The organism is Petrimonas mucosa, from assembly GCF_900095795.1.
Lineage (GTDB): Bacteria > Bacteroidota > Bacteroidia > Bacteroidales > Dysgonomonadaceae > Petrimonas > Petrimonas mucosa.
On record NZ_LT608328.1, the window covers coordinates 2764578 to 2778815 of the forward strand.

Here is a 14238-nt window from a genome sequence, read left to right on the forward strand (position 1 = left end):
ATATTATCCCCAAATGGTTAATTGACTTGACTTTTCCACTTCAAGTTTGATTGAAGGCTTTTTGGGAAAGAAACAATATGCCACCAATGCAGCAATTATGTTCATGATGAAATTATGTGTGGAACGATGCCTTGAATGTTCTATCTGGCAGATATTCTTCAGTTCATCATTGATGGACTCAATTACAGATCTTTTGCGTAAGAGAATCTTGTCGCGGAATGACATCAGGGAATTTTTCATATTTGAGCGTATACCGGTCACTAAATGAACTCCCTGGTCAAACAGCATCTCGAAGAGCTTTGTGCTGATGTAACCCTTGTCTGCATATAGTTTACCGAAAAGATCTTTGGTAAGAACATTGATTACGTCAGGGTTTCTATCGTCGACATTGCCTTTTGTGAGAGAGAAATTCAGCAATTCACCCTTTTCATTACAGACCAGATGAAGCTTGAATCCAAAAAACCAGCCCATCGTACTTTTCCCTCTTTGTGCCAGATCCCTGAATACTTTATTCGAGTGGATACGCTTGTTATGACATACTTTGATTGGAGTGCTATCCACATATGTAATGCCTGTGCATTCACCAAATCCAAAGAGTTTGAGCAACAGCATGAAAGGTACAATCACCCTGGGTTGCAACTCGACAAAACGGTTGTAGGAAACGGCATTTGGAAAATAGCTCTTCATGTGCTTGCAAATATAAAACAGGTAATAATTCTTGAAATTATGAAAGGTTCCACAGTGGAAGCAGACCATCACGGCAATAATCTCGCTCTGAGACATTTGCGTTTTCCTGTTTCTCCTTTTCGTTATGTCACCTGCTTGAAGTTGGTGATTCCGGATTTCATTCTCATATTCTGCACAAAAATCGTCGGCAATACAAAATATTTCAATAACTTTGTCTGTTGTGATCATAGGGTTGATGTTTGTTATTTGTTTGATTATCAGCTATAAATATACAAATAATCTCCCTATATCACAACTTTTTTTATGATTTTCTTATCCCGAACTCACGTTAATATACTGGAATCAACGAACCGATTCCATCGTGATCAATGTTAACCGCACTCAAAGCGGACGCTTGCCGATGACCTATCAATTAGACGATCTAAGGGAAGGAAATTATATTTTCGAATTCATCACCCGTGATAATGACGGACATTTTTCCCTTCCAAAAGAGGTTATTGTACTCGTATATGGCGAATTTTACAGAGAGTCATTAAGAAACAGAAAAATCTCCAGTATTGATCACAGGGATGACGGGACCATGCTGGTTCATTGGGAACCTATCTCCAGCATTGCCATTAAATATGTTACCATAACATATGAGAGCAATGGAGTAGAACAGAGTGTGAGAGTAGAAAACAGTGACAATGAAACAGTATTGACAGGTCTGGATTCAGGAGATGTAATTCGTGTATCTACCACATATTTTCCCGAAAATTCATTGGATGAGATGCAAGCTCCCTTTAGTGAATATACCATGCCAAAATTTGAGAGAGAGATCAATAAAGCCAAATTCACCACCACAGTACTGGCAGGGGATAATACCACCAATACCAACGGAAGGGACCTCTCGAAGATATGGGATGGAACTACAGCAAATCCAGGCATATTGCATACGGTTGATAATGATCCGAATTTCAACTTTCCGCATCATTTCACCTTCGATATGAATGTGTTGGCTGAAGTCAGCCGTTTCAGGATCTGGCCGAGGACAGATGTTGGTCCTTTCAATGGTCACAGTCCCAGATTTTTTGAGATCTGGGGCACAGATGAGTTGAAAAGGTCTGCCGATGATGCAAGTTACTGGACGACGGATGAGTGGAAAGCGGACTGGAAGTTGATGGGTGATCATGAAATTGTGAAACCCTCTTCAACTTCTGATCAGACTAAAGCATGGAATGAGGGATGGGAATTTCCGGTTAACGAATCAGTCGGTGATGTCAGGTACATTCGTTTAGTTATAAAAAGCCCCAACTGGCAAGGTTCAAATTGTGTGAATTTGGGCGAAATAACGCTATGGGGTGATGATTTGTAAATAGGCATCTTTTTTTTACAGGTAGTGTGGCTCCGGCAACCCATTCGGGTAACCGGGGCCACTCCTTTAATCTGGTATCATACTCCGTCAAAAAGGCTCATCTGCCCGGTAATCTCGTCGAGCAGGTCGGCCTCGTTGATGGTGAGCGGCTCTTCCGCCTCAATCTCCACCTTCGACGGCTTATCGCTCTCAGGGGTCTCCGGCTCCGGAAAACGTGTCGGTTCCAACTCCTTCACCTCGCTCACCTCGTAATTGGAGATCCGCTTACCCTTGGCCTTATAGCTTTTGACACCGATAAACGACTCCACATCGATCTCCAGCGGTTCACGGAAAGCATCACCGCCACCAAAGATCGCTTCCACACGCGGGAAGACCGTATCGGTCAGCAAGAAGAGTCTTGAAGCCGGATTTTCGCCCAGGAAATTGGCTACCTTGTCGGTAGCATCCAGCGTGAAGCGTTTCAAATAGGCATACCCCTGGTCGGCATCAAAAAGAGCGGCAGACCATATCTTCTGTTCATCGTACTTCTCGATGCGGAGATAACCGGGTTCAAAATGGTTGCTCAGATCAAAATTACAGGTATAGAAGTCGCCGTTTCGGTTAACCACCAGTATCCGGTCGGAGCCCAGAAACTCTCCCAGGTATATACCCTCTTCATCATAATTGAGCCGCAGCACGTCGGGGTCGAACCAGACCTTACGCCCACCCAATGTTGAAAGTCCCTTCTGCTTGAGCATGATGCGGTGCACATCGGCTTTTGTAAGGATATTTCCCATCGCTCCCCTACCCTTGATGGCTATCTCGCTGAAATCTTTCTCAAACTGCAAGATCCGCTGACGGGGCTTGGGTTTGAGAATCACACGCACCGTCTCGGCTTCGCCGTTGGGATTGGCACTGAAGTAGAGGATACGTGAACCCGGGTTACCCTTCGTCAGGTCATAATCCTTGTCCCGGGTAACTCCGGTTACCGGGAAACGTTTAATATAGTTGGGGCCGTTTTTCCCATCACGGTAAACCACGTTGTAGATGGTTCTGTTATCGTTCTTCTTGAAGACGTTGGCATAGAGAATCCCTTTCCCTACGAACATCTTGTCGCTCACCTTCACCACCTTGTACTTTCCATCCTTGAAGAAGACGATAATATCGTCGATATCGGAACAGTTGCAGACGAACTCATCCTTCTTAAGTCCGGTCCCTATAAATCCCTCTTCGCGGTTGATATACAACTTCTCGTTTGCCTCGGCAACCTTAACAGCCTCGATATTTTCAAAACTCCGGATCTCGGTACGTCTCGGATAGTTCTTGCCATACTTCTCCTTCAGCATCAGGTACCAGGCGATGGTATAGTCGGTCAGGTTGTTCAGGTTGTGGTCGATCTCTTCAATTTCACTCCGGAAACGGGCAATATTCTCCTCAGCCTTGTCGGAATTGAATTTCAGGATACGTGCCATCTTTATCTCCATCAACTTCAGGATATCTTCCGGAGTTATTTCACGGACGAATGATGGTTTATACCGCTCCAATCTTTTATCGATATGGGAGATGGCCTTCTCCATGTCCGGAGCATTTTCAAACTCCTTGTCCTTGTAGATGCGTTCTTCAATAAATATCTTCTCCAGTGAAGCAAAAAGGAGTGCCTCCTGTTTCTCCTGCTTGTCGATCTCCAGCTCCTGCCGGAGCAGCTCCCTTGTACGGTCGGTTGAGATCCGGAGCACATCGCTGACCGTAAGAAAATGGGGCTTGTCACCGTCAATGATGCAGCAATTGGGAGAGATGCTGATCTCACAATCGGTAAAGGCGTATAGGGCGTCGATGGTCCTGTCGGATGAAACACCGGGTGCCAGCTGTACATGGATCTCCACATTTTCAGCCGTGATATCATCCACTTTCTTGATCTTGATCTTCCCCCGGTCATTCGCCTTGATGATCGAATCCACGACGGAAGCCGTTGTTCTTCCATAGGGCAGACTGGTAATGACCAACGTCTTGTTATCCAGCTTTTTTATTGCAGCCCTGACCTTCACCGATCCGCCCCGCTCTCCATCGTTGTACTTTTCAACGTCGATATAGCCACCGGTTTGAAAATCGGGATAGAGCCTGAAACTTTTCCCTTGCAAGTATGCAACGGCGGCATCACACAGTTCATTGAAGTTGTGCGGCAATATTTTCGAGGTCAACCCCACGGCAATACCCTCAGTACCTTGTGCCAACAGTAGCGGGAACTTGGCCGGGAGTGCTATGGGCTCCTTGTTTCTACCGTCGTAGGATGGTTTCCACTCGGTGGTTTTGGGATTAAAGAGCACCTCGAGCGCAAATTTGGTCAGCCTCGCCTCAATATACCTGGGTGCGGCCGCCCCGTCACCGGTGTGTACATTTCCCCAGTTACCCTGGCAATCGATCAGCAGATCCTTCTGCCCGAGCTGAACGAGAGCATCGCCGATGGAAGCATCCCCGTGAGGGTGGAATTGCATCGTAAAGCCGATAATATTGGCAACCTTGTTGTATCTCCCGTCATCCATCCGCTTCATGGCATGCAGGATGCGTCGCTGCACCGGCTTCAGACCGTCAACCACATTCGGAACCGCACGCTCCAGAATCACATATGAAGCGTAATCCAGAAACCAGTCCTGATACATTTTACTCAGGTTCATGGGCGAGTCTTCAGATAACCGTGTAATAATCTTCGGGTTGGAGTGTTGCGATGAACCGGTGAGAACGATATCCTCCTCCTCTACCGGATTCAATTGCATATCTTTTTCTTCAAATTCTTCTTCGTTGTGATCTTTTGACGACATATACTGTTTTAGGTTGAAAAAACACCCAAAGTTACCTTTTTTTTGCGTGATCTACAAACGAAAAAAGGGAGGCTTGCCGCAGCATATAAAAATATCGGATCTCGGGTTAAACTACTTCAGCAAAAAAATGTTTATTAATAGAAACCATTCTGTTAAATTTAACGGCACAAAAAAGCAATTAAAAGCAAAATTTCTTCAAAACAACAACTATGGAACTTAAAAGAACAGATCGACCAATGAAATTCTCCTTTGTGATGATCGTCACTCTCATTTTTCTGCAGGCATGCGGAAGCGTCCCGTTTACGGGTAGAAGCCAGTTAAGCCTGGTTTCCAACGAACAGGTGGTAGCGCTGAGTCTGCAGCAGTACCAAGACTTTATGCGCTCGGCTCCTGTCGAGAGGAACACAACCAATGCCCAGATGGTTCAAAGAGTGGGATCACGGGTGGCCAATGCCGTGGAAACCTTCTACAGAAACAATGGTTACGAATCTGAATTGCAGTATTACCAGTGGGAATTCAATCTGGTGAAGGATAACAGCGTTAATGCATTTGCCATGCCTGGCGGCAAGATTGTCATCTACAGCGGGCTTCTGCCGGTGACACAGACAGAGGAGGCATTGGCCGTAGTGGTCGGACATGAGATTGCCCACGTCATTGCTCGCCATGCCCAGGAAAGGGTTAGTCAACAGATGGCACTGGAATATGGAGGTGCCATTGCCGGTAGCTTGCTGGGTAGTTCGGTGGGCGGTCAGATCGGACAGCAGGTGTTCGGGCTCGGCGCACAATATGGCGTAATGCTGCCATACGCACGCAAACAGGAGTACGAGGCCGATGAGATCGGTCTTATCGTCATGGCTATGGCGGGATATGATCCCCGGGCAGCCATCCCGTTCTGGACAAGAATGGCACAAAGCTCCCAGGGCACTGTTCCCGAATTTCTCAGCACCCACCCAACGGATGAAAAACGGATCGCCAGGTTAGAGCAAATCATGCCCAATATCCTGCAATACTATAAAGGAAGCGGCATTCAGAACACCACAAACCAACCCATCAAAACCCAAACCTCGGTTCCTGCAAAAACAGAAGAGCCTAAAACCTCCAAAGAGTGGACATTTTAGCATTTCGACACACCATAATCGAGTAGGATGCAAAGATAGGTAATTACTCCTAACTCTGCTATCCTCTCACACCACCCAACGTACGTCTCTCGTATTAGGCGGTTTCTTCAATGTTTAACCGTAATTGGCCGTTAAACTGTAAAGTCCCGTTTTCTTGAACCATTCAAGGTTCATTCCCTCGTGTGCAGCGTGGGTCATTGACAGTCTAAACCATCCCTTAGAACTTCCCGCCGTTGTCCAGCTCCGGTTCCAAGGAACGCCCAACTTGGTCAAGAACCTGGCTATGCCCAACGCCCGTTTGCATTGTTTTAAACGATAGCATCTTAATCTACGACGAAGCCAAGCTTCAAGGTTGCGAAGACGACTTTTCATCTTTGCGTGCTTGAAGTAGTTTAGCCAGCCTCGTAGAACGGGATTTAGCTCGCTTATTAACTGATCGAAGCTAATGCCCCTGTTGCGTTTGGTAAGCGATTTTAGTTTCGCCTTGAAGCGTTGTTCGCTCTTTCGGCTTAATCCTAAACTCCCGCCTTTTAAGATAGTATGACCGAGATAATTGAGTTGATGAGGACGGACGATATGGCTCTTTTCCTTGTTTATTCTTAATCGCATCCGATTTTCGATAAACTTGGAGAGGCTTTGCATCGATCGCTCCGCGGCTGGTTCGCTTCCGACCATTATGATAATATCATCGGCGTAGCGTACAAAGCAGTGTCCTCTCCGCTCTAACTCCTTGTCCAGTTCGTCTAAGACGATATTCGACAACAGGGGTGATAGTGGGCTGCCTTGCGGTGTCCCTTTCACCCGTTGATTGGCCATCCCCCCGATTAGCATTCCTGCTCGAAGAAATTTACCTATCAACTTAAGTACGCGCTTGTCACCAACGCGAGTACTTAACTGCCAAAGCAATCGGTCGTGATTCACCTCGTCAAAGAATTTTGCCAAGTCTATGTCGATAACCCAATCCTTTCCTTCGGCCACGTATTCGCCCGCTTTACGTAATGCTTGATGAGCGTTACGCCGTGGACGAAAACCGTAGCTGTATTCGGAGAATATAGGGTCATAACGTTTCGACAGTACTTGGCTTATCGCTTGTTGTACCAAGCGATCTTTGACCGTGGGAATACCCAGTTGGCGTTTCCCGCCATCAGGCTTCGGGATTAATACCTCTTTAACTGCCGTAACTTGGTATGTGCCTGTCATTAACTGGCGTTGAAGTTCTCGTTGGTGGCTGTTAAGCCAATCTCTAAGTTCGTCAACGGTCATCCCGTCAATGCCCGCACTTCCCCTGTTACTGATTACTTGCCGCAATGCGGCATCAAGATTCTTTAAGTCCGTTATATCACTCATTAAATCTTGGGTTAAGGCTCGTTCCTCTTTGCAACCTGACAACCACTCGTCCCGTACCAAACCGCTTCCTGAACTGAATACGTCAGTCCCCTTCACCTTTTGGCCACGCTCCCATTCGTCAAAAAGACTCATCTGTAAGTTCCCGTGTTTACCTGGGTTCATAATGGTCGTTACAATTTACAAAATAACTGCTCCTTAATTGAAAATTCAGCCCTTCCCTGTATTGACGTTACTCAATATTTATAGCGGTACTATGGCCTCTGCTGACTTCTCTGCCCCTTTCGGGTTAGAGACCTCCTACGTTAAGTGCATTATCTTCCTGTTAATACTACTGCATTTACTACCCCGGGTTACGGACGGCTTTAGGGCGTCTGTGTTTATTGCCACATTACCCCCCGGGTAAGCCTTAGTATGCAGTTTCTGTTCGTTAGTACCAACTTTTGTTTTAGGCTTCTTTCAGGTTATACCTCGCGGTAACACCCTTGCCATCAACTAACGGTTCTCGCCAAAATAAGCCCGCTCGGGACTTTAACCCTATAGATAATGAACATGCATAGCAAACAAGAAAGCAAGCTCTCATTTTTCGTGAGAGCTTGCTTTTTTTTCGGAATTGCCTGCAGGAATTACTTCATCCTTCCAGTATATGCGTCAACGCCAGATTTGCCTAATGGCTGCGCGAAGAACTTCTCGGCCGCTTTGTCGACTTCGGCAAGCCAGGGCTGTCCCCCTCCGGCGGATTGAACCACCCAAAGCTTAAGCTGTTTCTTGTGCCAATTGACGGAGCAGTTGGTACCCCAGGCGCCACCGTGACCAAACCAAGCATCTTCACTCTCCTCTTCAGGAGCTGACAAGCCGAGGGAGTACCCCCCCATACCCTTGGGACGGGTGGAAAGAGCGAGAAGATTCTTCACCGTTTCCTCTTTCAAGATGCGCACGCCATTCTCTCCCAAACCAAGATTCATCAGCATCTTATAGAATTTCAACTGGTCGCTGGCAGTGGTCCAGAGACCGGCACCGGCAGATGGAAATACATGGGAGTCATTATAGGGCCGTTGTTGCCATTCCATCTCTTCACGCCACTCTGCTGGACCATTCTCTTTGGTCAGATAGAGTTCTATCTTGTTCTGGAGCTGTTTGTCGGTTGGCCAGAACGAAGTGGACTTCATTCCCAGAGGATCAAGTACCTCTTTCTTGAGATACTGTTCCCACTTCATCCCTGTAACAACTTCGACGATAGCTGCACCAATGTCAATTCCCGTATTGGAATAGAGCTCGCGGGTACCGGGCTCGAACATGATGGGCGATGCGGCGGCAATGGAGGCCGTCTGGCGAAGAGGAGCCCCTCCTGACCATCCCCCACCCCTGACATCGGGGCGCTTGGCACTAATTTCGAATGGAAAACCTCCAGTATGGTTGAGCACCATACGAACGGTAAGGACGTTCTTTGCCTTGCGAAGGGTCTTGACAGTGTCGTTTTCTCCATCCAGCACCCATAGTTCTGAAAACTCCGGAAGATACTTTGAAACCGGATCGTCGAGTGAAATCCGCCCCTCTTCCACCAGCTTGGCGATTGTGACACCGCAGAATCCTTTTGTCTGTGAACATTGCATGAATAGATTGTCCATCTTTATCGGACGTTTTTTGGAGACGTCGGCATAGCCTATGCAGCAGGTCTCCTGTACACCGTCCTTATAGAATACACTAATGGCACCTGCCAGCTGACCACTATCCACGTAGGGTTGCAGTACTGTTTTTGCATAAGTTGTCCCGGACTCCTTCGGCCCATTCTTTACTGTGGCTGATATACACAACAGGGCAATCAGCAAAAAGATCGTTTTCTTCATGTTTTATGATTATTATTGGTTCAATCTGCAGAAGCAATCAATTTAGAGCAAACGTTTATCTTATTTTTATTTGATTGTGATTCTGCAAAGATACTGTTTTTCCTAAAACTATTTTATTCTGCCTATTATTTTGAGCCAATTTGGTGCTACTTTTTCATAGTCTTGGGTATCACCGGAGGAACTGGTTGAAATGGATAGATGAGCGAAACTGTTTTTAGGCCCGATAAATTGGCTTTAACCTGTAATAATGGCTAACTTTGTACCATCTAACATCTATCTATCCTAATCTTATAGTTATGAACAGGAAAACCTTTTCTCAGAGCGGGGAGACACGCACCGAACATGATCTGATCGGTGAAATGGAGGTTCCCTCAACACACTATTACGGCATCCAGACCCTACGGGCAGTTGAAAACTTCGGAATCAGCCGTTCAAAACTCTATCATTACCCTCAATTCATCAGGGGACTGGCCGATGTGAAAGCAGCAGCCGCAATGGCCAACAAGGAGTTGGGACTGCTGGACCCTGTCATCGCCGATGCCATTGTCACGGCCTGCAACGAAATCAAAGCTGGCCATCTCCACGATCAGTTTGTGGTGGATATGGTACAGGGCGGTGCAGGCACCTCAACCAATATGAATGCCAACGAAGTGATTGCCAACCGGGCATTGGAGATCATGGGATTCATGAAAGGAGATTACACCCATTGCCATCCCAATAACCATGTCAACCTCTCCCAATCGACCAACGATGCCTATCCTACGGCACTTAAGATTGCCCTCTACCGGAGTATCGGCGAACTGATCAATGCATTGAAGGAGCTGGTCGTTGCTTTCCGGAAAAAAGGGGAGGAGTTTGCCGGGGTCATCAAGATGGGACGCACCCAATTGCAGGACGCAGTACCGATGACACTGGGACAGGAGTTTGAAGCGTTTGCCACCACACTGGAAGAGGAGGTCTCTCGCCTGGGCGAAAACCGTAAACTGCTGCTGGAGATCAATATGGGTGCAACCGCAATAGGTACCGGCATCAATGCCGATCCCGAATATACAGCCGTCTGTACCCGCTACCTGGCAGAAATATCGGGTATTGATGTAGTTCCGGCTGCCAACCTGATTGAAGCCACCGGCGATACGGGTGTCTTCATCATGAACTCATCGGTCATCAAACGGCTGGCCGTAAAATTGTCGAAGATCTGTAACGATCTGCGATTACTCTCATCTGGACCGAGAACAGGGCTGAACGAGATCAATCTGCCGCCCATGCAGCCCGGCTCCTCCATCATGCCCGGCAAGGTAAATCCAGTCATTCCAGAGGTAGTCAACCAGATAGCCTACAAGGTGATTGGTAACGACCTGACCGTCACCATGGCTTCTGAAGCTGGACAACTCCAGTTGAACGTGATGGAGCCGATCATCGCCTATTCGGTGATGGAGAGTATCGAGATGCTGATCAACGGCATCAATACGCTGCGCAGCAGATGCGTGACAGGGATTACGGCAAACAGGGATCGTTGCAGGGAGATGGTACTGAACAGTATTGGACTGGTCACTGCGCTGAACCCCTATCTGGGGTATGAAAACTCCACCCGGGTAGCTGCCGAAGCGTTGAGAACCGGCAAGGGAGTTTATGATATCGTACTGGAGAACAAGCTGATCGAGAAAGAGAGACTGGAGGAGATCCTGAAACCGGAAAAGATGATCCAGCCACGAAAAATAGAGTGAGATAAAAAATCAGGTTTCGCTTGCATGGGGAGCTATCTCCGTAGCAAACGAAACCTGAATCAATATCTTATTGAGCGCGCTATTTTCGCAGCCGGTGGAACGACCTGACCATCATCTCATCTGCACCGATCCTGCGAATGGCAAGATAGGTCAGGATGATGGCAATGACCGGCATGATTGATCCGATCCCGATCGTCTGAAACTGTAACCCGGCCTCGGGATTGATCCTGTAAATCAGGAAACCGAAATAGAGGTAAAACCCAATCATCAGAAAAATATTGAAGACGGAAAACCTGATTTGCAGGATACGGGTTTTGTAGAGGAAGAGCGTTACGAACGGCAAAAGGGAGCCAATCGCACCTATGGCAAACAGCGCCCAGGTTGAACTTTCAAGACCACCGTTCCGATAGATCCCCATCGCTTCAAAAACTACGGTTTCACCATTATAGAGGAAAGATGCCAAAGGAGTTACCGTAGCTACCAGCATACAGATAGAGGCAAGCAGCAAATAGAGGGTCTGAATTCTCTGCAACATACTGTATTGTTAAAACTGTTCCTTTTCTTTTGCCGGATTTCGGTAATATATCTCTCCCTCTTTCCACTCTTGCAGGGCAATCAGGCTTGGCTTGGGTAGTTTTTCATAAAAACGGGAGATCTCTATCTGCTCATGATTTTCAAAAACCTCCTCCAAGTTGTCCGTATAAGAAGCAAATTCCTGCAGTTTGGCGTCCAGATCCTGCTTCATTTCAACAGAGAGCTGATTGGCTCTCTTGCTGATGATGCGAACCATCTCGTAGACATTCCCAACCGGCTCGGCAAGTTTCATCACATCGCGCGTTTCGGTGTTTTGAGGTGCATTTGTTTTTCTGTAATCCATCTTATATATTATGTAATTCTAAATTATATTTATCAATCTCAACCAGCCATTTTATGAAGGTAACGCTTCAATCTTGCTTTGCGCCCTCTTGTAGTACCTTTCGGCTTCAGCCATATATTTCCCGTCCGGGAATGTATTCTTATAGTTGTAGTACTCATCAAGCACCATGCGGTACCTTTCGGGCTGGGTTTCCAATGTACTCCGCTCAGCATATTCAAAGCGTGCTCGCAGAATAATCATCTGATACTCCTCGTTGTATTTCGAAAAGGGATAACTTTTCATCGCTTCACGGGCAGTAATGACAGCCGCCTCGTAGTTGTTACCCATGTAGTTTCCCAAGTTGAGGTAGAGCTGTGCCGACAGAAGCTCCTTGTATGCCAGTTTCTCCTGCAGTTCAAACATATACTCCTTGGCCTGTTCCGATCGTTCGCTTTGAGGATACTCCTCAATGTAACGTTGGAATTCAGCAATCGCCTTGTAGGTCTTGGACTGGTCCAGCTTGGCATCGGGCGAATCGAGATAGAGGCCATAGGCTGCGTAGAAGAGGGCTGGCTCGGCATATTCACCTTTGGGGTAAGTATTGTAATATGTAGTGAACATCTCTGTCGCGGAGAGATAGTCTTTTGAATTGTAATAGCTTTGACCCAACAGATATAACGACTCCTCAGCCTTGTCGGTTCCCTTGAAAAAGGGTACCAGCTCCTCGAGCAGGGTTATTGAGCGACTGTATTTACCTTCTTCGAAATACTTCTTTGCATACGTGTATTTCATCTCTCTATCGGTACTTTTCAATATCTTGTTATATTCACCGCAAGAGGCCATCAATACAACAAGCAATAAAAAACATACAGGTTTTGCTCTCATTTCGTACTATCCATTTTAGTGCGCAAATTTACGGAAACTTTCTCAGTTTTAGTTCACCCGAGGCCAATTTTATTCTATTTTAGGATTTTAAATCCAACGCTTCCAGGATGCTATCAACATACTTCCTGTCGTTCGACAATTTAGGCACCTTGTTTTGTCCACCCACTTTCTCCCTGTATTTCATCCACTTATAAAAACAACCCTGTTCCAGAACCCTAATCACCGGCATGCCGAGCGACAGGTTATAGGATCGTTTGGCTTCATAATCGGAGTTCAATTTTTTCAACTGCTCATCCAGAACCATTTTGAACTGGTCCATATCGGCTGGGCTCTCCTCGAATTCGATCAGCCATTCGTGCGCGCCACCATGTTGGTCGTCGAAATAGATCGGTGCAGCCGTATATTCGGTCACTTTTGCCCGGGTAATCCGGCAAGCCTCCGCCATTGCCCGGTCGGCATTATCTACAATCAGTTCTTCGCCAAAAGCATTGATATACTGTCGCGTTCTGCCCGTAATCCTGAACAGGTAAGGGTTGGTAGAGGTAAATTCGATGGTATCGCCAATTTTGTAACGCCACAAACCACCGCTCGTTGAGATGACCAGGGCATATTGCTTTCCAACCTCTACCTCCGAGAGTGTCACGGTCTGCGGGGAGACCTTATCCCACTCCCCTACCGGCAAAAATTCATAATACACCTCGTTATCCAGCAAGAGCAACATCTCATTGGACCTGTCCGAGAACTGGACTCCGAAAAAACCTTCCGAGGCGTTGTAAGTTTCCCAGTAGCGCATCCTGGCTGAAGGAATCAGTCTCTCATATTGCTGGCGGAACGGGGTGAAACTTACTCCGCCGTGAAAGAATACTTCCAGATTTTTCCACAGTTCGGGTAACTCCTTTCCGGTCTCCTCTGAAATCTTCTTCAACAGAACCAGCATCCAGGAGGGAACCCCGAGGAGGGCACGGATATCTGCTCCTTTTGCGTATTCAGACAGCCTCTTCAACTTCTCCTCCCAGTCGGGCAGCAGGGCGATCCTCTCCGGCGTGCGGGCCAACTTGACAATAGCGGGGAGGTTCTTCATCAGGATGGCCGAAATATCACCGGTAAATGTGCTGTTCCCGATGCTGTTGACCTGCTTGCTCCCACCCAGTACCAATGTCTTTCCCAGAAAAAATTCCGTATCGGGATAGCTGTTGGCGTAGAGACCCAACATATGGTACCCGCACCTGTAGTGGCAATGTTGTAACGACTCCCGTGTAACGGGAATATATTTACTCTTGTCCTCGGTAGTCCCGCTCGACATGGCAAACCACTTCACGGGCGAGTCCCAAAGCACGTTCCGCTCTTTTTCCCTGATGATCTTATTGAGGTAGGGCCGTAAATCTTCATAGGTTGTAACGGGAACTCTCCTTTGAAAATCGGAGACAGAACGGATCTCATCAAATTGATGTTCCGAACCGTAACGTGTATTTCTCCCGTGCTCCAGCAGGTAATTCAGAATTTTCTCCTGCGTGGCGTGGGGATGGTCGATAAACTTCTCGACCGAATTATAATAAGATCTGAAAACAGCTCTCGTAATTTGCTTGATCATCAACAACGATGTTTTGATTTGCCGGCACAAAGGTAAG

11 protein-coding genes are annotated in these 14238 nt (G+C 47.0%); 3 read left to right on the forward strand and 8 right to left on the reverse strand.

The annotated features are described in order from the left end of the window. Positions 1-3 precede the first annotated feature (3 nt). Positions 4-915 carry an IS982 family transposase gene (locus tag ING2E5A_RS10970; RefSeq protein ID WP_071137425.1) on the reverse strand — a complete coding sequence of 304 codons (912 nt, stop codon included), beginning with the start codon at positions 913-915 and terminating at the stop codon, positions 4-6. Between the two features lie 103 nt (positions 916-1018). Between ING2E5A_RS10970 and ING2E5A_RS10975 the strand changes: the two genes are divergently transcribed. Then, positions 1019-2041, forward strand: a complete 1023-nt coding sequence (locus ING2E5A_RS10975) for a DUF4998 domain-containing protein (RefSeq protein WP_276745162.1) — start codon at positions 1019-1021, stop codon at positions 2039-2041. Between the two features lie 77 nt (positions 2042-2118). Here ING2E5A_RS10975 and ING2E5A_RS10980 read toward each other — a convergent pair whose 3' ends face one another. Continuing rightward, positions 2119-4791: a DNA gyrase/topoisomerase IV subunit A gene (locus tag ING2E5A_RS10980; RefSeq protein WP_231960475.1), complete on the reverse strand. Its 2673-nt coding sequence runs from the start codon at positions 4789-4791 to the stop codon at positions 2119-2121. A 281-nt stretch (positions 4792-5072) separates the two neighbouring features. Between ING2E5A_RS10980 and ING2E5A_RS10990 the strand changes: the two genes are divergently transcribed. Beyond that, positions 5073-5954, forward strand: coding sequence for a M48 family metallopeptidase (locus tag ING2E5A_RS10990; protein ID WP_092033579.1), 882 nt, complete (start codon positions 5073-5075; stop codon positions 5952-5954). Between the two features lie 114 nt (positions 5955-6068). Here ING2E5A_RS10990 and ltrA read toward each other — a convergent pair whose 3' ends face one another. Beyond that, on the reverse strand, positions 6069-7463 hold the full coding sequence (gene ltrA / locus ING2E5A_RS10995; RefSeq protein ID WP_154670083.1) for a group II intron reverse transcriptase/maturase: 1395 nt from the start codon (positions 7461-7463) through the stop codon (positions 6069-6071). Between the two features lie 461 nt (positions 7464-7924). Further along, positions 7925-9145, reverse strand: coding sequence for a serine hydrolase domain-containing protein (locus ING2E5A_RS11000; RefSeq protein WP_071137430.1), 1221 nt, complete (start codon positions 9143-9145; stop codon positions 7925-7927). Between the two features lie 296 nt (positions 9146-9441). Here ING2E5A_RS11000 and aspA point away from each other — a divergent pair, with 296 nt between their 5' ends. After that, positions 9442-10869 (forward strand): aspartate ammonia-lyase, encoded by a 1428-nt coding sequence (gene aspA, locus ING2E5A_RS11005; protein WP_071137431.1) that lies wholly within the window; start codon positions 9442-9444, stop codon positions 10867-10869. Between the two features lie 79 nt (positions 10870-10948). Here the strand turns inward: aspA and ING2E5A_RS11010 are convergent, their stop codons facing one another. The 4 genes from ING2E5A_RS11010 to ING2E5A_RS11025 form a co-directional block, all read right to left on the reverse strand. After that, positions 10949-11404, reverse strand: coding sequence for a DUF4293 domain-containing protein (locus ING2E5A_RS11010; RefSeq protein WP_071137432.1), 456 nt, complete (start codon positions 11402-11404; stop codon positions 10949-10951). A 9-nt stretch (positions 11405-11413) separates the two neighbouring features. Then, entirely contained in the window at positions 11414-11746 is a 333-nt protein-coding gene (locus tag ING2E5A_RS11015; protein ID WP_071137433.1) for a DNA-directed RNA polymerase subunit omega, read from the reverse strand. A gap of 51 nt (positions 11747-11797) precedes the next feature. After that, on the reverse strand, positions 11798-12610 hold the full coding sequence (locus tag ING2E5A_RS11020; protein ID WP_071137434.1) for an outer membrane protein assembly factor BamD: 813 nt from the start codon (positions 12608-12610) through the stop codon (positions 11798-11800). A gap of 79 nt (positions 12611-12689) precedes the next feature. Then, on the reverse strand, positions 12690-14201 hold the full coding sequence (locus ING2E5A_RS11025) for a GH3 auxin-responsive promoter family protein (RefSeq protein WP_071137435.1): 1512 nt from the start codon (positions 14199-14201) through the stop codon (positions 12690-12692). Positions 14202-14238: the final 37 nt, after the last annotated feature.